The organism is Microbacterium resistens NBRC 103078 (assembly GCF_001552355.1).
Lineage (GTDB): Bacteria > Actinomycetota > Actinomycetes > Actinomycetales > Microbacteriaceae > Microbacterium > Microbacterium resistens.
This window is the reverse complement of the sequence record NZ_BCRA01000092.1, coordinates 1-19,964: the sequence shown is the minus strand read 5'-3', so window position 1 is coordinate 19,964 and position 19,964 is coordinate 1. Positions and strand designations below refer to the sequence as shown.

General features: G+C 71.9%; 12 protein-coding genes and 1 tRNA gene. 2 read left to right on the top strand and 11 right to left on the bottom strand.

The genetic code is table 11. The annotated features are described in order from the left end of the window. From MR1_RS14610 to MR1_RS14575, 8 genes are all read right to left on the bottom strand, one after another. Positions 1 to 1,982 (bottom strand): alkaline phosphatase family protein (locus tag MR1_RS14610; RefSeq protein WP_157518249.1); only part of this gene is annotated, 1,982 nt, incomplete at its 3' end. Positions 1,983 to 2,256: 274 nt separating this feature from the next. Then, positions 2,257 to 3,561 (bottom strand): tyrosine--tRNA ligase, encoded by a 1,305-nt coding sequence (gene tyrS, locus MR1_RS14605; protein ID WP_084344741.1) that lies wholly within the window; start codon positions 3,559 to 3,561, stop codon positions 2,257 to 2,259. Between the two features lie 155 nt (positions 3,562 to 3,716). After that, positions 3,717 to 4,568 (bottom strand): hypothetical protein, encoded by an 852-nt coding sequence (locus MR1_RS14600; RefSeq protein WP_067248387.1) that lies wholly within the window; start codon positions 4,566 to 4,568, stop codon positions 3,717 to 3,719. Continuing rightward, entirely contained in the window at positions 4,565 to 5,212 is a 648-nt protein-coding gene (locus tag MR1_RS14595) for a SatD family protein (protein ID WP_067248384.1), read from the bottom strand. The genes MR1_RS14600 and MR1_RS14595 overlap by 4 nt, the downstream gene beginning before the upstream one ends. A 67-nt stretch (positions 5,213 to 5,279) precedes the next feature. Beyond that, positions 5,280 to 6,311: a hypothetical protein gene (locus tag MR1_RS14590; protein WP_067248381.1), complete on the bottom strand. Its 1,032-nt coding sequence runs from the start codon at positions 6,309 to 6,311 to the stop codon at positions 5,280 to 5,282. A gap of 10 nt (positions 6,312 to 6,321) precedes the next feature. Next, positions 6,322 to 7,986: a CocE/NonD family hydrolase gene (locus MR1_RS14585; RefSeq protein ID WP_067248378.1), complete on the bottom strand. Its 1,665-nt coding sequence runs from the start codon at positions 7,984 to 7,986 to the stop codon at positions 6,322 to 6,324. A 159-nt stretch (positions 7,987 to 8,145) separates the two neighbouring features. Further along, positions 8,146 to 15,021: a DUF7507 domain-containing protein gene (locus MR1_RS14580; RefSeq protein WP_067248375.1), complete on the bottom strand. Its 6,876-nt coding sequence runs from the start codon at positions 15,019 to 15,021 to the stop codon at positions 8,146 to 8,148. Between the two features lie 233 nt (positions 15,022 to 15,254). Beyond that, positions 15,255 to 15,773, bottom strand: coding sequence for a hypothetical protein (locus MR1_RS14575; protein WP_157518247.1), 519 nt, complete (start codon positions 15,771 to 15,773; stop codon positions 15,255 to 15,257). Positions 15,774 to 15,941: 168 nt separating this feature from the next. On the opposite strand from MR1_RS14575, the gene MR1_RS14570 reads away from it, so the two are divergent. Continuing rightward, complete coding sequence (locus MR1_RS14570; RefSeq protein ID WP_067248369.1) at positions 15,942 to 16,739, top strand: aminoglycoside adenylyltransferase domain-containing protein; 798 nt, start codon at positions 15,942 to 15,944, stop codon at positions 16,737 to 16,739. A 115-nt stretch (positions 16,740 to 16,854) separates the two neighbouring features. On the opposite strand, the gene MR1_RS14565 is transcribed toward MR1_RS14570, so the two are convergent. Continuing rightward, positions 16,855 to 16,945: transfer RNA gene (locus tag MR1_RS14565), tRNA-Ser, on the bottom strand. Between the two features lie 43 nt (positions 16,946 to 16,988). After that, the gene (locus MR1_RS14560; RefSeq protein WP_067248366.1) at positions 16,989 to 18,041 is read right to left on the bottom strand and encodes a hypothetical protein; all 1,053 of its coding nucleotides are present in this window, start codon (positions 18,039 to 18,041) and stop codon (positions 16,989 to 16,991) included. A gap of 127 nt (positions 18,042 to 18,168) precedes the next feature. On the opposite strand from MR1_RS14560, the gene MR1_RS14555 reads away from it, so the two are divergent. Then, positions 18,169 to 18,945: a hypothetical protein gene (locus tag MR1_RS14555; RefSeq protein WP_067248362.1), complete on the top strand. Its 777-nt coding sequence runs from the start codon at positions 18,169 to 18,171 to the stop codon at positions 18,943 to 18,945. Between the two features lie 53 nt (positions 18,946 to 18,998). Here MR1_RS14555 and MR1_RS14550 read toward each other — a convergent pair. Next, on the bottom strand, positions 18,999 to 19,964 hold a 966-nt coding region (locus tag MR1_RS14550; protein WP_157518245.1), incomplete at its 5' end, for an amino acid ABC transporter ATP-binding/permease protein.

Here is a 19,964-nt window from a genome sequence, read left to right as displayed (position 1 = left end):
GTTCCGCCGGCGTCCGCGGTCCCGGCCGCGTCCGCGGTGCCCGCCGCGGCGGCATCCGAGGACCCGCTGGCCGAGGCGGAAGCCGTCCCACTCGCGTCCGCGGTCCCGCCGGCGTCCGCGGATCCCGCCGCATCGGCAGCGGCACCGGTCTCCCCGCCGGGATCGGCCACGGGGGTGACGGGGCCTACGGTCGCGGGCTCGGAATCGCCGGCGGCCGAGTGCGCCACGACGGAAACCGTGTAGGGCGTGCCGTTCTGCAGCCCGGCGATGACGCACTCAGCCCCGTTCGTCGTGCACGACATCGGCGCCGCGGCAGTCGCGACCGCCCCCTCGGCGCCCGCCGGCAGGGCACGGGCGGTGTAGCCGGTGATCCCCGTCTCTTCCGCGGGCACGGACCAGCTCACCGAGATCGAGCCGTCGCCGGGAAGGGCGCGAACGTCCTGCGGCGTCGCGGGCAGCTGGGGCTCGGGGGCCTCGTCCTGGAGGAGCTGGACCTGGTCGATCGTCCAGAACGCGCTGTTCTGGCCGGTGTAGTGGAACGAGAACCGCGCCTCCTGAGCGCCGGTCGGAACGTCGAAGGTGAGTGCCTCGACGCGGTTCGTGTCGATCTTGTAGGCCTTGAGCGCCTGCTCCGGCCCGCCATCGAAGCTCACCCGCACCTCGGCGGTCTGCGGGCCGTCGATGAAGTAGTTGGTCGCGTAGGACAGCGTCGCGGTCGGGGCTCCGGTCAGCGGGTAGGCCGGGCTGACGAGCGTCGAGTCGAAGGGGCCGGCGTCGTGCGGCCTGTCGTCCCACTCGTCCGAGTCCGCGACGGCGAACACGTCGCGGTTGCGCACGCTCGCCTCCCGCATCTGGCCGCCCTCGACCGCGGTCCAGAACTCGTCCGTCGCGAAGCTCCACCCGCGCCACTCCGTCACCCCGCCCGCGGGCATCCGGGAGTTGTCGATGCTCCACCCGTCCGGGGCCTGGTCGGTCCAGCCGAGCGTGTCCGGACCGGGACGGGTCTCATCGACCTGCGGGCGAAGAGCCGGTCGCAGGGCGTCGAAGGGGTCGACGACCTGATCGGCGAAGGCCCGTCCGTCCAGATCCGCCGCCGGCTCGGTCTCGATCCCGTTCGCCCGCAGGACCTCGGGAGCGATGTCGACGATCTTGACGTCGTGCCGGACGGAGCCTGCGGGGATCCCCGGTCCGGCCGCGATGACGAAGGTCTTCCGCTCCGCCGCGGTATTGCCGCCATGGCCTCCGGTGGGCTTGTGACCGTGGTCGGCGGTCACGACGATCAGCCACTCCTCGTCCGCGTAGGTCGCCCGCTGACGGATCGCCTCGAGCATCTCGCCCAGCTGGCCGTCGGCCCGCCGCAAGGCCTCCGCATAGGCGGGCCCGTTCGTGCCGACCGAGTGCCCGGCACCGTCGACCTCGTCCAGGTGCACGAACATGTTGTCGGGGTTCCCGGCGCGGAGCAGATCGACGGCCTTGGCCGTGGTCCCCGCGTCATCGCCGCCGGCGACGCGCAGATCGACCGCGGGGCCGAACACCTTCTCCGGGATCGGGCTCCAGGTGCCCACCACCGCGGTCGAGGCGGCGGGGTCGGCCGCCTCGATCCGGGTGAGGTAGTCGGGGTACTGGTCGTATCGCGGATCCGTGAAGCTGTTGTCGATCACGTTGTGCTTGTCCGGCCACACGCCGGTGGCGATGGACGACCATCCGGCCCCGGAGACGGTCGGCGCCATCGGGTTCGCGAACAGGTTGCTCGTGGCGGTCATGCCCTGTTCCCGCAGCGCGGTCAGGTTCGGCATTCCGGCCGGTGCGAGGAAGTCGAAGCTCGCTCCGTCGATCCCGACCACCAGCGTCTTCCGGCTGTGGGTGCCGTCGGGGAGGACGGGGTCGGCGGCTGCCTGGGCGACGGTCGGGACGGCCACGGCGAAGGCCGAGGCGAGGACGAGGGCGGCACCGGCGCAGACGGGGCGTCGGAAGGGCGACATGGGGATCTCCTGGGTCGAGAGCGGGGAACGGGCGAGCGCCCGTCGCGCCCCAGTCTGGCGAACAAAGGAATACAACTTCCGGGCGAGCTGCCAGTTATCGATATATGTTCGCGACGCGTTCACCGGTCGGGTCGCTGCACGGGATCGCCCTCGGTGAACGGCGCCGCCCCCGTCGTCTCTGCGCACGCGCCGAGACCCCCTCGGAACGCCGAGACCCCCTCTCCCGTGCGTGTTTCCGAGGGGGTCTCGGCGGGGAGAGGGGGTCTCGCGGGGATCAGGCTCCGACGAAGAGCCCGGCGAGCGTCTTCTTGCCGCGGCGGAGCACGGACACGCCGCCGGGCAGGCTGCCCTGCACCGTCGCCGCCTCGTCCTCCACCCGGACGCCGTCGAGGGAGACGCCGCCCTGGCCAATCGCCCGGCGAGCCTCGGAGACGCTGGCGACGAGGCCGGTCGCGACGAGCGCCTCCACGACCGTCGATCCCGCCGCGACCTCCGCGTTCGGAAGCTCGTCGAGCGCCGACCGCAGGGTCGCGGCGTCCAGCGTCGACAGGTCGCCCTGGCCGAACAGCGCCTCGGACGCCGCGATCACGGCGGCCGTCGCCTCGGTCCCGTGCACGGTGGCGCAGACCTCCAGGGCGAGGCGCTTCTGCGCGGCACGGCGGAACGGCTCCGCCTCCACCAGCGCCGCGTACTCCTCGATCTCCGCACGCGTCAGGAACGTGAACACCTTCAGCCGGTCGATCACGTCCGCGTCCGCCGTGCCCAGCCAGAACTGGTACATGCGGTACGGGCTGCACATCTCGGCATCCAGCCAGATCGCGTTGCCCTCGCTCTTGCCGAACTTCGTGCCGTCGCTGTTCGTGATCAGGGGGGTCCCGATCGCGTGCACCGACGTGCCCTCGACGCGGTGGATCAGATCCGTCCCGCTGGTGAGGTTGCCCCACTGATCGGATCCGCCCGTCTGCAGCACGCAGCCGTACTGGCGGTACAGCTCCAGGTAGTCCATGCCCTGCAGGATCTGGTAGCTGAACTCGGTGTAACTGATGCCGGCGTCGGAGTTCAGCCGCGCCGCGACCGCATCCTTCTTCAGCATCGTGCCGACCCGGTAGTGCTTGCCGATCTCCCGGAGGAAGTCGATCGCGCTCATCGGCGCGGTCCAGTCCAGGTTGTTCACGATGCGGGCCGCGCTGTCGCCCTCGAAGCTGAGGAAGCGTTCGATCTGCGCACGCAGACGCGCCACCCACTCACCCACGGTCTCGCGGGTGTTCAGCGTGCGCTCGGCGGTCGGCCGCGGGTCTCCGATGAGCCCGGTGGACCCGCCCACGAGACCCAGCGGCCGGTGGCCGGCGAGCTGGAGGCGGCGCATGGTGAGCAGCTGCACCAGGTTCCCCAGGTGCAGGCTCGGCGCGGTGGGGTCGAACCCGCAGTAATACGTGATCGCAGGCCCGGCGAGAAGGGCGCGCAGCGCCTCCGGATCCGTGGACACGTGGACGAGGCCGCGCCAGACCAGCTCGTCCCACACGTTCTCGAACGAGGGGTCGTTGGCCGGTGTCGCGGTCGTCAGTTCAGAATTCGACACGCCGTTCAGGCTACCAGCGGGCCGGTCGGCTCCCGCGCGGCGGTGCGGCCCCCGAAACCCCCCTTCCCCGCCCGTACCCCCTCGTAGATACGTGTGTGGGAGGGGGTCTCGGCGGGCAGAGGGGGTTTCGGCACTGCCGGGGTGCGGCGCCCGGCTCAGGCGGAGGCCCACCAGAGCAGGAAGGCGCCGCCGAGGGCGACGACCCAGCTCACCAGGCTCCCGACGAGGAAGTACTCCGCCCGGGCGCCGCTGTGCCCGTCGCGGGAGATCTCCGGGAAGCGCACGATGCCCTTGGCGGCCAGCATCGCCGCGAGGAGCGGATACGCCGCGGCGAGAGTGAGCAGGAGCACGATCACCCGTTCCAGCGGCCCGATCAGGCGCCCGCCGCGGAACCCCTCCTCGCGCACCGGCGCCGGGGCATCCGCGTCCGCACCCGCCCTCGCGTCCGCACGCGCACCCGCATCCGCATCCGCACCCGCCCTCGCGTCCGCACCCTCGTCCGCACCCGCCCTCGCGTCCGCATCCGCATCCGCATCCGCATCCGCATCCGCATCCGCATCCGCGGGGAGGATCGCGTGCTCGCTCTCCAGCGCTGCGCGGACGACGACGTTCCCGGTCTCGAGCATGACCGCGAACACGCCGACGGCGAGCACCACGAGGTCGAACGGCACCGCTCCGCCGAGCGCGGGAACGACCCAGCCGTCGCCGAACACGCCGGCGTCCTCGCGGGTGGGACCGAACGCCACCCCCGCCGCGCACAGCACCGCGAGCAGGACCGCGGGCCAGAATGCGAGCGGGGCGCGGCCCGCCGAGGGCATCGCCCAGAGCCACAGGGCCCCCAGCGCCAGGGCGAGCAGGCCGAACCAGGCGGCGTTCGCGATGGCGGCAAGGATGAGCACGGCCAGCCCGGCGACCGCGATGGCGAACCACCGCGCTCGGGCGGGGACGAAGCGGCGCAGCACGTCGGCGAGGCCGATGGCGAGGAGGGCGAAGCCGGCGAGGATCATGCGCCGATCCTTCCGCGGAGGGTCTGGAAGCCCGCGACGAGCGCGGCGGATCCCGCGCCCGCCAGCGCCTGGGAGACCGCCGACTGGCTGATCCCCTCGGCCTCGGCGAGCTGCTTCTGCGTCCGCCCCAGGCATCGCCCGTGGACGAGCCGGCGCTCGCGCTCGCCCATGCCCATCACGAGCCCGTCCCTGGCCAGCAGGTACGCGTTCGCGACGTCGATGAGCGTGTGCATGGCGTCATCCTCCTCCGGGGCACCGACGATCCAGGTCCGCGTCGTCGGCACGGCGCGCTGTTGGCGCGCGTGCACGGTCTCGATCGCGGTGCGCGCCGCCCACCAGGCGGGTCCGTCCTGCAGGTCCGTCCCCTCGGCCTCGACCGTGCGGATCTCGCCGACGCCGATGCCGAAGCGCAGCTCCAGGCCGTCGGGCAGCGCCGTCTGGACGAGAAGGAGCGAGGCGAGAGCCGCCGGCAGCTCCTCATAGCGGGCCTGCAGCTCGTCCCCCACCGTGGCGCGCAGCGGCGATGCGGCCAGGGGGAGATCCTGCTCGGCCCGGGCGATGACGCGATCGAGGGTGCGCTGCGCCTCCGAGCGGTCCGGCAGGCGTCGCGACCCGACGATGTCGGCGATGACGGCGATCGGCATGCCCCGATGCTACCCGATGACGGGGGGAATATAAGCGATTCGCTTATATTTTTTGAGATATAAGGATCTATCCCGAGAGAGCCGGTGCCGTCGAGGTCCGTCGGAACGTCACCACGCCCCGTCCGCCGCCCTCCTGCCTCAGTCCCGCCGACGCCAGCAGGTCCATCACCCGCGGCGATAGCGCCGGGATCCGCGGCGCCCCGCCCTCCGGCGGCCGGGCCATCCCCACGACGAGCGACAGGTCCACGCCCGCGCCGCGCACCTCGACCCGGGCGTACTCGGTCTCCGTGCGCCAACGCAGCAGCTCGATCTCGGACAGCCGGAGCTCCGCCGTCTCGGCGCCGGCCCGGACCTGAAGCCGATCGCGGACGAACCGCACCGAGCACGGGATGCTCCGTCGCCGGATCGACGCGGCCAGCAGGAGATAGGCCGGGAGCCCCAGCACGAGCCCTGCGAGCACGATCGACAGGCGCGGCCCCATCCTCACGACGACGTCGTCGAGCGCGATCAGCAGCGCAACGCACCCTCCTCCGAGGACGAGCACCACGCCGACGATCGCCAGCGCCAGGGTGCGGGTCCGCAGCCGGACGGCGGTGAACCGCACCACCGCGCCCTCGCCGTCCCCCTCCCAGGACGGCGCCGCGGGCGCCGGACGCGTCCCCACCGCCGCCTTCACCCGTGCGCCGACCAGCGCCATCACCCGCGCGAAGAGGGTGATGAGGATCCAGGCCGCCGCGGGCGGCACCCCGAGAACGAGGATCAGGACCGCGCCGTAGACGCGGTCTGGCAGGTCGGAGAGGCGCTCCGAGCCGCCCGAGACCAGGAGGAGCCCGGCCGCCCCCACGACGACAGCCCCCGCCACGTGCACCAGGAGGCCGCGCGGCTCCGGGGCGATCCGGTCCGTCGCGGTCACGAACGCGAACCCGCACAGCCATCCGGCGACGATGGCGAGCAGGAAGACGGGGAACTCCGCGTCCCCGCCTCCCCCGTGCAGCGCCATCGCCACGACCGCGCACAGCGCCGCCCAGACCAGGGGGCGGGACAGGAGGCGTCGCCACAGCGGGCCGCGGGGCGTCGCCGCCGGGTCGGGCGTGCTCATCCGGGCCAGTCTAGGGCGCCGGGGAGGACGCGCCGAGGGCGTCGTCCGTCGTCCGCGGGAGGACCAGCCGCAGCGGGTCGGCCCCTCCCAGCCGTACGGTCTGCGCGCTCGGGACCAGACGCGAGAAGTCGCGGACAGGGTCCTCGGTGCCGGGGTTGCGCAAGTGCAGGGGATGGGCCCCGGAGGACACCTGCAGTCGCAGCCGGCGGCCGGGGGCGAAACGATGCGCGATCGGGGCGAGCACGAGCCGGACCCGCCGCTCCTCCCCCGCCGCCGCGTCCGGCGTGAGGCGCCGGTAGGAATCGGTGATCATCGTGGAGCGGCCGCGCTCGTCCACCTCGCACAGGCGCACGAACACGTCCACGCGCGGATTGGTCGAGGAGAGCGTGAGCTCGACCTCCGGGGACCCGGCCACCAGCACCTCGTCGGCGAGCTCCTCGCCGGTGAAGACCAGCACGTCGTCGCGGGCCTCGCGTCGGCGCTGGTCGCGTCGCCCGGCCGTGAAGGGGTTCAGGGTCCGGCCGCCCGCGCTCGGGGTCGGGTCGTCCGGGTCGTAGCGGTAGGAGAGCGTTCCCGGCGCCACCGCGCCGTCGTCGTCCCGGACCAGTGCCCCGTCCGCCGTGGCCTGCCACGTCTCCGGGGTGCTCGGCGGCGGCCAGGACGCGGGCTCGCGCCAGCCCCCGCCACCCGTGACCTCCACCTGCACCGCGGCTCCGCCCCGCGGATCGGAGAAGCCCCGCAACGCCTCGCGGGCACACAGGACGAGCGTGCCCGGTGCGCCATGGGTCCAGTCGCCCACGACGAGCCGCACAGCGGTCCCGGCGTCGCGGAGCGCGGCGTAGTCGTCGAGCTGCCCTTCCAGGAAGAGGTCCTGCCACCCGGCCAGCAGCACGGTCGGCGGGATCGAGGACAGCTCCTCGGCGAAGTGCAGCGGCTCCCACCACGGATCGCCGGGAGCACTGTGCGCGAGCCAGTCCCGGAAGAACGCGGGATCGCCGGCATGGGCGCGGACGGCGGCCTCCGTCGGCGGGACGGTGAACGACGCCCGGTGCACCCGGTCGCGGGCGCGCAGCATCCTCCCGATCTTCGACATCAGCGGTCGCTCCTGCAGATCGAGGGCGATGCACCAGGCGAGGAGCGTCTCGATGGAGAACCCGCCCCCGCGGTACAGGATGGCCTCGTCGAAGCGCCGCGCGGAGACCGCGATCCCGAGCGCGTCCGGACCCGCCCCGCCGTCGACCATCGCCCACTGGGTCACCCCGAAGTAGCTCCCGCCCCAGGAGTGCACGGGCCCCGTCGCCCATGGCTGGGCGCGCAGCCAGGACATCGTCGCGGCCCCGTCCGCGGCCTCGTCGTGCAGCGGATCGAAGCGTCCGCCCGAGCCGAACGTGCCCCGGCAGCTCTGCACGATGACGTGGTGGCCTCGCTCGGCGAAGAACAGTGCCATGCCGGCGATGTCGGCGCGTCCGTAGGGGGTCCGCACGAGCAGGGTCGCGTCTCCGGCCCCGGGCGCCGACCAGTGGTCGGTCCGCAACGTCACGCCGTCGGCCGCGGGCACCGCGATGTCCGGCACCACGGTGACGTCCGGGTGCGTCGGCGCGGGCATCCCCGCAGCCCGGGACAGCAGACGGTGATCGCCCCGGGCGACGCGGTTCAGACGCGGTGAACGGCTCATCGGTCCCTATCCCTCCCGGCGACGACGCGCCCCCGCCCATGATGTCAGCCGATGGCGGCGCGACGCGGTCGCGGCGCCGCGCTCGACGCCCCGTCCGAGGACCGCCCGACCACGCCGCGGACGGCGCCGGAGCGGGAAGCCCGCTCCGGCGCCTCCCCGTCAGAGCGTCGTGCGCTCACCGCGTCGGCGACGCGCGATCACCACGAGGGCGACGCCGACGAGCACCAGCACGACCGAGGCGCCGATCGCGCCCATCGCGATCTCCCCGCCGGTCGGCGGGAGGTCGACCACGAGCAGTCGGGTCGTCGTCGAGGAGGGCGGCGACTCGATCCCGCCCGCCGGCGTCTTCCCGGTCGCCGTCGCGGTGTTGACGAGGTCGCCCTTCTTCTCGTCGGCCTGCTGGACCACGTAGGTGGCTGTGCACACCACGCTCTCCCCCGGGGCGAGACGACGCGCGCCGTCCTCGCAGACCGGGGTCGAGAGCGGACCGGATCCGTTGAACTCACCCTCGACGACGGTCACGTCCGTGATCGTCACGTTGCCGGTGTTGGTGACCGTGAACGTGTAGGTGATGGTCTCGCCCACGCGCGCAGCGGACTTGTCCGCCGTCTTCACGACGGTGAGGGCGGGAGCGGGCGTGGTCTCGATCACGACCGTGGACGGATCCGTCCCCACCTCGCCCCCTCCGGGCGGCGTGCCCGTCGCGGTGGCGGTGTTGGTCACGGACCCGGCGTCCACGTCCGCCTGCTGCACCGTGTACGTCGCCGTGCAGACGAGCTGCTGGCCCGGGACCAGCGTGCGATCCGCCGGGCACTTCAGCGCCGACAGGTCGCCCGCCCCGGAGAACTCGCCCTCGAGGACGGTGACGTCCGCGAGCGTGACGTTCCCGGTGTTCGTGACGGTGAACGTGTACGTGACCGTCTCGCCCGCCACGAGAACGGCGGTGTCCGCCGTCTTCACGATCGACAGCGACGGAGCGGGATCCGCGCCGGTCGTGGTGGTGGACGGCTCGGACTCGATCGGCTCGCCGCCCGGCGGCGTGCCCGTCGCGGTCGCCGTGTTGGTCACGGACCCGGCGTCCACGTCCGCCTGCTGCACCGTGTACGTCGCCGTGCAGATCAGCTGGGCCCCCGGGGCCAGCGTGCGATCGGCCGGGCACTCGACGGCCGACAGCTCGCCCGCGCCCGTGAAGTCGCCCTCCGTCACGCCGACGTCGGTCAGGGTCACGGTGCCGGTGTTGGTCACCACGAACGAGTACGTGATCGTCTCGCCGGCGACCAGCTGCGTCTTGTCCGCGGACTTCACGATCGAGATCCCCGGCGTCTGCTCCGCCGTCACGGTCACCGCCGAGGGATCCGACACGATCGGCTCGCCCTGCGGGGGATTGCCGGTCGCCGTGGCGTCGTTGGTGATGGATCCGGCGTCCACGTCGGCCTGCTGTACGACGTACGTCGCGGTGCAGTCCAGGAACTCGCTCGGCGCGAGGGTCCGGTCGGCCGGGCAGTCGAGCGCGGACAGCTCGCCCGCGCCCGAGAAGGCGCCCTCGACGACCGCCACCCCACGGAGCGTGACGGTGCCCACGTTGGTGACGCGGAACGTGTACGTCACGGTCTCCCCTGCGGCGACGGTGCTCTTGTCCGCCGTCTTCACGAGCGTCAGCGCCGGCTTCGGCGTCGACGGGGTCGTCACCTCCGACGGCTCCGACTCGATCGGCTCGCCCGAGGGCGGGGTGCCGGTCGCGGTGGCCGTGTTGCGCAGGGTGCCTGCGTCCACGTCCGCCTGCTGCACCACGTAGGTCGCGGTGCAGACGAGCTGCGCGCCGGGGGCGAGCGTGCGGTCGGCGGGGCAGGACAGCGCGGACAGCTCGCCTGCGCCGGTGAACTCGCCCTCCACGACCGTCACGTCGGTCAGCGTCGTGTTGCCCGTGTTGGTCGCGACGAAGGAGAAGGTCACGGTCGCGCCCACGACCAGCTCCGGCGTGTCCGAGGACTTGACGAGGGTGAGGGCCGGGGAGGGGGTCCCCTCGATGACCACCGTCGACGGCTCGGAGGTCACGGGACGGCCGGCCGGGGGGTTCCCGGACGCGGTCGCCGTGTTCGTCACCGACCCGGCGTCCACATCCGCCTGCTGCACCACGTACGTCGCCGTGCAGACCAGCTGCTGCCCCGGGATCAGCGTCCGATCCGCCGGGCACTCCAGCGCCGACAGGTCGCCCGCCCCGGAGAACTCGCCCTCGGCGATCGCGACGTCCGTCAGCGTGACGTTGCCGGTGTTGGTCGCCGTGAACGTATAGGTCACGGTCTCGCCCACCACCAGGTCCGTCTTGTCGGCGGACTTGACGAACGCGATGGCCGGGTTCGGGACCGACGGGGTGGTCGTCCCGGACGGCTCCGAGGTGATCGGCTCGCCGTTCGGCGGGGTGCCCGTGGCGGTCGCGTCGTTCGCGACCGTCCCGGCGTCCACATCCGCCTGCTGCACCGTGTACGTCGCCGTGCAGATCAGCTGCGCACCGGGAGCGAGGGTCCGATCCGCCGGGCATTCGATCGCGGACAGGGCACCCGCACCGGTGAACGCGCCTTCGTCGACGGCCACGTCCGTGAGGGTCACGTTCCCGGTGTTCGTCACCACGAAGGAGTAGGTGACGGTCTCACCGAGGACGAGCTCGTCCTTGTCCGCGGACTTCACGATGGTGATCCCCGGGGACTGCGTCCCCGTGATCGTCACCTCGGACGGCGGCGACGTGATCGGCTCGCCCTGCGGCGGGTTCCCGGTCGCGGTCGCGTCGTTCGTCACCGACCCGGCGTCCACGTCCGCCTGCTGCACCGTGTACGTCGCCGTGCAGACCAGGTCCGCACCGGGAGCGATCGTGCGGTCGACCGGGCAGTCGAGGGCCGAGAGCTGACCGGCGCCCGAGAAGGCGCCCTCGGCCACCGCCACGCCCGAGAGCGTCACGTTGCCGGTGTTGGTCACGGTGAACGTGTACGTCACCGTCTCCCCCGCCACGAGGTTCGTCTTGTCCGCCGTCTTCACCAGCACGATCCCCGGGGTCTGGTCCGCCGTGATCGTCACCTCGGACGGCGGCGACGTGATCGGGTCACCCTGCGGCGGGTTCCCGGTCGCGGTCGCGTCGTTCGTCACCGACCCGGCGTCCACATCCGCCTGCTGCACCGTGTAGGTGGCCGTGCAGACGAGCTGCGCGCCCGGCGCGAGCGTCCGGTCCGCCGGGCAGTCGACGGCGGAGAGCTGACCCGCGCCGGAGAAGGCGCCCTCGGACACCGCCGCGTCGGACAGCGTCACGTTGCCCGTGTTCGTCACCGTGAACGTGTACGTCACCGTCTCGCCCACGACGAGGGTCGTCTTGTCCGCCGTCTTCACCAGCGCGATCCCCGGGGTCTGGTCCGCCGTGATCGTCACCTCCGAGGGCTCGGAGGTCACGGGGTCCCCGGTGGGCGGGTTGCCGGTCGCGGTCGCGTCATTCGTCACCGACCCGGCATCCACATCCGCCTGCTGCACCGTGTACGTCGCCGTGCAGACGAGCTGCGCGCCGGGGGCCAGGGTCCGGTCCGCCGGGCAGTCGAGAGCCGAGAGCCGACCCGCGCCGGAGAAGGCGCCCTCGGCCACGGCCACGTCGGACAGCGTCACGGTGCCCGTGTTCGTCACGGTGAACGTGTACGTCACCGTCTCACCCACGACCAGATCGGTCTTGTCCGCCGTCTTCACGATCCCGATGGCCGGATCCTGGTCCGCCGTGATCGTCACGGTCGACGGGTCGGAGGCCACGGGATCCCCGGTCGGCGGGTTCCCGGTCGCGGTCGCCGAGTTCTTCACCGACCCCGCATCCACATCCGCCTGCTGCACCACGTAGGTCGCGGTGCAGTCCATGAACTCCGCCGGCGCCAGGGTCCGGTCGGCGGGGCACTCGATCGCGGACAGTGCGCCCGCTCCCGTGAACGCGCCCTCGACGACCGCGGCATCGGTCAGCGTCACGTTGCCGGTGTTGGTCACGCGGAAGGAGTACGTCACCGTCTCTCCGGCGACGAGCTCGGTCTTGTCGGCCGTCTTCACGATGGACACACTCGGGTCGGGGACGGAGGGGGTCGTCACCTCGGACGGCTCGGACTCGATCGGGTCGCCCGTGGGCGGGGTCCCGGTCGCCGTGGCGCTGTTGCGGACGGTGCCCGCGTCGACGTCCGCCTGCTGCACCGTGTACGTGGCGGTGCAGACGAGCTGAGCGCCGGGGGCCAGCGTCCGCTCCGCCGGGCACTCGATCGCCGACAGGTCTCCCGCACCCGTGAAGTCGCCTTCGTTCACGGCGACGTCGGTCAGCGTCACGTTGCCGGTGTTCGTCACCACGAAGGAGAAGGTCACCGTCTCGCCCGCGACCAGTTCGGTCGTGTCGGAGGACTTCACGATCTCGATGGCCGGCTTCTGGGTGCCGGTGATCGTCACCTCGGACGGATCCGACGTCACCGGATCGCCCGTCGGCGGCGTGCCCGACGACGTCGCCGAGTTCGTCACCGACCCCGCGTCCACATCCGCCTGCTGCACCACGTACGTCGCCGTGCACGTCAGTTCCGCGCCCGGCGCCAGGGTCCGGTTCGCCGGGCACTCGATCGCCGACAGCGCACCCGCACCGGAGAAGGCGCCCTCGTTCACGGCGACGTCGGTCAGCGTCACGTTCCCGGTGTTCTTCGCGACGAACGAGTACGTCACCGTCTCGCCCACGACCAGGTCGGTCTTGTCCGCCGACTTCACGACCGTGATCGACGGCGACGAGGTCCCCGTGATCGTCACCTCGGACGGATCCGACGTCACCGGATCGCCCGTCGGCGGCGTCCCCGACGACGTCGCCGAGTTCGTCACCGACCCCGCATCCACATCCGCCTGCTGCACCACATACGTCGCCGTGCAGTCCAGGAACTCGCCCGGGGAGAGCGTCCTGTCGGCCGGGCACGCGATCGCGGACAGGTCACCCGCACCCGTGAAGTCGTCCTCGTTCACAGAGACGTCGGTCAGCGTCACGTTGCCGGTGTTGGTCACGCGGAAGGAGTACGTCACCGTCTCCCCCACCACGAGGTCCGTCTTGTCCGCCATCTTCGCGATGGACACGCTCGGGTCGGGGACCGAGGGGGTGGTGGTCTCCGACGGCTCCGAGGTCACGGGCGGGCCCGTGGGCGGCGTGCCCGTCGCGGTGGCGTCGTTGCGCATCGATCCGGCGTCGACGTCCGCCTGCTGCACCGTGTACGTGGCGGTGCAGACGAGCTGCGCGCCGGGCGCGAGCGTCCGATCCGCCGGGCAGTCCACGGCCGACAGCGTCCCGGCGCCGGTGAACGCGCCCTCGTTGACGCCGACGTCGGTCAGCGTCACGTTGCCCGTGTTCGTCACGACGAACGAGAAGGTCACCGTCTCACCCACGACGAGCTCGGCGGTGTCCGAGGACTTCACGATGCTCAGCGAGGCGTTCTGATCCGCCGTGATGGTGACCGACGAGGGGTCCGACGTGACGGCGATCTCGTCCGGCGACACGGCCCGCGCGGTGGCGGTGTTCTCGACCGACCCGGCGTTCACGTCGGCCTGCTGCACGGTGTACGTCGCCGTGCAGGTGACGGAGGCGTCCGGCGCCAGCGGCTCCGGCAGGGCCGGGCAGGAGACGGCCGACATCGATCCGGCTCCGGTGAACGCGGTCTCCGCCACGGAGACGTCCTTGAGGGGGACGTTGCCGGTGTTGGTCACGCGGAACGAGTAGGTCACGGTCTCGCCGGCGACGAGGGTGGTCTTGTCGGCGGTCTTCTCGAGCGACACTGCGGGCAGGCGGGCGTCGTTCGTGAACGTGCAGAGCGCGGCGACGCCCTTGGCTCCCCCGTCCGGGACGGTGAAGGTCCCGGATCCGCCGTCGCCCGAACCGAGGCTGTTCCCGGTGTTCTGGTCGACACAGGACCAGCGGGTGTCGTACTTCGGACGCCCGACGCCGGACCCCGTCTCCGCGACCGTGATCCGCTGCCCGGAGAGCACGAGGACCGGCCCCGCCTGCTGGGGCTGGACGCCCGGGGCCGTGCCGCTCGTCGTGGCGGTGTTCCCGCTGGTGATCCCGTCACCGGTGATCGTCATCGTCACCTGGTCGGAGCTGGTGTTGCGCCCCTGCGGGAAGTCCTTGACGACGGTGACCGAGTTCGGCGAGGCGCAGGAGGCCATGTCGACCGAGCCCGCCGTCGGGAAGGCGACGTTGCTGATGTTCTGCCCCGTGGTCGGGTTGACCTTGTACATGCGGCTGCCGCCGGCGACGTAGAGGTAGCCGTCGCCCGCGAACCCGATGCCGTTGAGGGGCGTCCCGCCCGTGTCGATCCGGACCAGCTCCTTGGCGGTGATCGGCACCGTCGTCCCGCCCGTCGAAGGGATCTCCTGCTCGACGACGCTGACGATGTTGGTCGTCCCTGCGCCGTTGCCCCCGGCCACGACGAAGAGGTTGCCCTGGCTGTCGAACGCCCAGTCGCCGTTCCCACCGCCGTTGGGGACCGGGCCGCTCGCGACGAGACCCATCGACTGGTTCGTCTGCGTGTTGAAGCCGTAGACGTTCAGCGTGCCGTTCGTGACGCCGCCGTAGTAGTAGTGCCCGTTGGCCGCGTTGATCGCGCCGTGGGTGACCGCGGCGCCGGCGACGCCCGCCCCGAGCAGCGTCGTCTGCCCGGTGACGCTCGAGTACTGGTAGATCGAGCGCGCCGTGCCGGAGTTGGCGGGGAGGACGCCGATGATGACCTCGCCGAATCCGTCGCCGTCCGCGTCGTGGATGCCGGTGCCGTTCAGGTTGCCGGTGGCGCCGGGGATGGTGAAGGTCCCCGCCACGGTCTGAGCGCCGGTCTCACGGTCGATCCGCCAGATGTTGCGGGGGCTCTGACCCTGCTGCGTGTAGACGTCACCGCAGAACAGCGCACCAGCGGCCGTCGCCGGCGTCTGGTCCACCACCGCGACGTTCACGACCGTCAACGCGGCCACCAACGTCGCGACGACGGCGGCGGCGACCGCCCGCGAGCGGTGCATCAGCGTCTTTCGGACGCGACGATTCTCCCCAGTGCCAAGCATGCGTACCCCCACGGTCGGATTGGCTCCGTCCCACGATAGGGGGGTGATACCAAAATATGAGAATTACCTGGAGATTGCATACCAGTATCTCGGTATGCAATCCTCGAGCCGTCGGCGCGACCTGCCGTCCGATCGATGCCTTCCGGATCGCGACGACTTCAGCGAAAGCGCGCTGACCTCAGCGAAGCGGGCTAGAAGCCGTCGACTCCGCGATCGGCGAGGAAGGCGGCCAGCCTCTCCCTCGCATCGATGGCCGCGAACGAGGAGCAGTCGTAGCTGGGTCGGGATTCCGCCTCGTCGCGGGAGAAGTCGCCGTAGCCCAGTGCCGGGATCTCGAGAAGTCGCGCATCGAGATACTGCGCGTCGGCCAGGCTCCAGGCATTCGAGCGGAAGCAGTAGTCGAACGCCGAGATCCGCTGCTCCTCCAGCGCGGTATCCGTCTCGTAGATCGCCAGAGCGATGTCCACGGCGGTGTAGTCCGGAACACGCGGGACCAGATCCACGGAGATGCGCTGGCAGAGTCCCTCGCAGGTCTTGGTCTCACCGTGAAGGGTCGCGTCGAGTCCGCCCTGCGCAGCGGTCACCCGCGATGAGATCGCCGCGAGCCGGTCCTCGTCCAGGCCCTCGGGAATCCCCAGCACCGAACATCCGCTCAGCCCTGCGGCCAGCCCGGCGAGCGCAACGAGGAGGACCCTTCGGAAACGTGCCATGTCACCATCAGACCACGAGGCTCGCGAGGTTCACGGACACCCGCGCCCACCGCTCGGTGCTCGGCCGACCGCGGCCCTCGGTCCGCGCGCGGCTCCCCACCCCGCACCCGCGGCGCGGCGGATCGCGGTGGTGTGACCGCGAGCATCCGACATCGGCAGAATGAACGCATGGGGTACGGGCAGAGCGTCGCAGCGCAGGTCGCCCCGGTCATTCGTCACCTCGACGAGGTGAGCCCGGGCGATGTTCTCGGGGTCTATCTGTTCGGATCGGCCGCGTCTTCCGGGATCCGCCCGGAGAGCGACATCGACCTGCTCGTGCTCACCCGACGATCCCTGTCGACCCGAGAACGGCGGGATCTGACGGATCTGCTGCTCGCCGTGTCCGGATGGCAGGGGCACGCCGCTCGGTTCCCCGACGCTCAGGATCGTCGCCCGATCGAACTCACCAGCCTGGCGGCACCGCGGCCGGGTTCGTGGGCGGGCGCGCCGCTCCGCGACTTCCAGTACGGAGAATGGCTGCGCGAAGAGATCCTGGACGGGCACGTCCCGATGCCGGAGAACGACCCCGACGTGACGGTGCTGATCGCGACCGCACATCACGCCCACCGGGTTCTCCTCGGGCAACCCCTTGGCACGCTGCTCCCCGCCGTGCCGCCTGAGGCACTGACCGATGCGGTCCTCGCATCGGTCCCGGGGGTGCTCGCCGGCATCGAGGGCGACGAGCGGAACACGCTGCTCACGCTCGCGCGGATCCTGGTCGCCCTCGACACCGGGCAGATCGTCTCGAAGGACGCCGCGGCCAAGACCGTCGCGGACTCGCTCACGGGCACCGATCGCGCGCTCATGGAATGCGCCCGAAGCCACTACCTCGGCATCGGGGACACCGCGGGGGACGCACCGGCGGGTGCGACCACGGCCCTCGCCCGCCTGCTCGCGAACCGCGCCGCAGGCCCGCGCTCCTCGTAGCCGACGGGCACGGCCCGCGGCCGTCCTCTCGGTGAGGACGTGATGATCGGAACCGATCGATGCGCCACACCGCGACCCGGACATGCGAAAACCCCCGATCTCTCGGGGGTTTTCCTGGCGGTGACGGTGGGATTTGAACCCACGGTAGGGGGTTACCCTACACAACTTTTCGAGAGTTGCACCTTCGGCCGCTCGGACACGTCACCGCAGAAGAGTTTACGTCACGCCGAGCGCGGACGCGAATCGAGATCACCAGGACACGGCGACGTCCGCGTGGGTGCGGAGGATGTCCTCGGTCGTACCCGCCGGCGCACGGCCGATCCCGCACTCCGTCGCGACGCCGAAGGCGGGCGCATGCGGCGCGGCGGCGGCGATCCGACGCCGGGCTCCTTCGACGCCGTCCTCGCGGTGCACGAGCCCGAGGTACAGCTCGGTCCCGTCGGCGATCGCCAGGTCGTCGAGGGGCGCGAAGTACGCGTCGTCGTCACGGGCGATCGGGACGGGAAGGTGCAGCCACGTGAGCGTCCGCCCCGACGCCGCGGCGACGGCGTTCGCGAAGCGGACGAGGTTCCCTGCATCGGTCGGCTCGATGAAGTGCTTCTCACCGGCGTCGCCGTAATAGAGATGCACTCCGGCCTCCACGTCGGCGGGCACGGCGTCCACGAGCGTGGCCAGACGGCCGACGAGCCCGTCGAACGGGTCCCCCGGCCACCACGCCTCCATGACCCGGCCGTACCCCGCTGCCCGCTCGATGATGCCCATCTCACTCGCCACGTCCCACTGGATCGACAGGTCCTCGTGCGGGACAGCCCGGAGGATCCCGTCCAGCTCGCGCAGGATCGCCGCGGTGTAGAGCGGCTCGATCGCGCCGCGGTCGTCGCCGGAGAAGAAGGAGGAGATGACCGCGAGGGGCGTGGGAAGCGACACCTGGAAGCGCGTCCCCGCCGGGATCACGCCCTCGTCGCGGAGGCGGCGGAAGATCCCGTACGACGCCACGGCGGCGTCCTCGTAGCCCAGCGGCGGCAGGACGATCGACTGCGGGTCCACACCCTCGCCGATCCGGAGCGGACGCGCGTCCAGCCCCGCCCCGAAGGGGATCGGGGCATCGCCGACGCGTTCGATGCCCTCCACCGCCCCGAGGACGTCCGGCTGGAACATGATCCAGTGGAATCGCTTGCCCACCTCCCCGTCCGGGATCCGCCTGAGCCGAGCACCGAGGATCTCGGAGGCCGTGCGCATGGTCTTCTCGGCGTCGTCGAAGTTGACGCTCCCGACGAGATGGGCTCCCTGAGGCTGTGTCATTCCCCCAGCGTAGCGACGGGCCCGTTTTGCACGGCTCCGCGCCCGACGGGAGCACGCCCGCCGAGTTAGGATGTCCTAAGTAGGTCGCGCCCCCGGGAAGGGCGCGGACGAGATGAGGGGAGCCGAGATGTCGTTCATCCGCTCGGAGGCGCTGGAGGAGACGGGATACGTCGTCCTCGACCGGTACGACCAGACGGCGGATCCGGCGGAGTGGTTCGATCTCGAGTACGTCCCGTGGCGCTCGTCCGGCATCACGCGCTTCGCGCCGCTGGCGAGCTACGCCGGCGAAGTGGAGTGCAACGGCTTCTGGAACCACACCCCGCCCCGCACGGACAAGGACGGCGTCTGGGTGCCCTCGCAGTCGGCGCTCGCCCCGACGCTCGTACGCCGTGCCGCGGAGGCCGGCGCCAACGTCGGGCGCTGCCGCGTGATCGAACTCCAGCCCAACACCTATGCCGACGCGATCTACAACCTGCACCAGGACGACAACAACCGGCTCAACGACGAAGGCACCGGATGGGTGGTCCGGGGCTTCTTCAACCTCACGGACGACCCGGACTCGCTCCTGATCCTGCGATCGGACCGCTTCGACCCCGCCACCGAGGTGCGCCTGCCCCTCCCGGAGGGGTCGCGGATCGTCGTGGACACCCAGCGGTTCTGGCACGCGGTGTGGCACCGCGGCGTCGCCCCCCGCTACGCCCTGATCACCTCGTGGACCTCGGGTCCCGAGCTCGACGCGTACATCGCCGCGAACCACGGCGACCCGCATCCCGCCTCAATCCCCGTGGACCCCGAGACGGTCACGGCGGCGCAGGCCGAGATGCACCGCCGCATCGAGGAGCGGCGCCGCTCATTCGAGGCACAGGGCATCACGATGGAGCCGCTCGAGCCCCTCTGGCCCTGACCCGCTCCCGGTCGGCCGCGTGATCCGGGCGGGGCTCCCCTGGACCGGACCGCTCAGGCGGTACGCCCATCCTGAAGGCGGACCACGCGGTCGATGCGCCCCTCGGGCGGCGCGACGTGGGAGATGAGGAGGACGGACTGGTCGCCGGCGGCTCCCAGGAGGTCGTCCAGCAGCGCCTCCGACGTCGCCGGGTCGACACCCGCCGTCGGCTCGTCGAGGACCAGGATCGGGAATCCGCGCAGCAGCGCCCGAGCCAGGGCGATGCGCTGCGCCTGCCCGCCGGAGACGAGCCCGCCGCGCTCTCCGACACGCGCGTCGAGGCCGCCGCGCTCGCGCACCCAGTCTCCGAGCCCGACCCTCTCCAGCACCGCGAGGAGCTCCTCGTCGCTGGCCGTGTCCCGGGCGAACAGCAGGTTCTGGCGGATGTCCTCGTCGAAGAGCTGGGGATCCTGCTCGCACAGCCCGACGACCGCGCGCAGGGCGGGGCCGGGCATCCGTGCGGCGTCCTCGTCGCCCACACGGTACTCCCCCTCGGCGGCGAGGAACCCGACGAGCGCGGCGGCGAGAGTGGACTTCCCCGCTCCGCTCGCCCCGGTCACGAGGACCCGCTCGCCCGGTCCCAGATCGAGATCGACCCCGGTCAGCGCCGGGCGCTGCGCCCCGGGCCACCCCGCGCGTAGATCCCGCACCCGCAGCGCGGGCGGACGGGTCACGGGCGAGGCGGCGGGAGGAGCCGGCGTCACGACGCCCGTGGAGCCCGGCTCGTCCGCACGGATCTGCGCGGGCAGCTCTGCCGGCAGCAGCGCGTGGATGCGCTGCGCGCCTGCCCGCACCCCGCGCCAGGACGACGCGGCCTGCGGAACCGCGCCGAACACGTCGAACACCGCCATCGGCAGGAGCACCGCCACCGCGAACCACGGCGCATCGACCGCGCCGCCGGGAAGACCCGGCACCGCCACCGCGATCGCCCACAGGGAGGCGAGGCCTGCGGCCACGGACACCGCCCCGGCCGAGGCGGC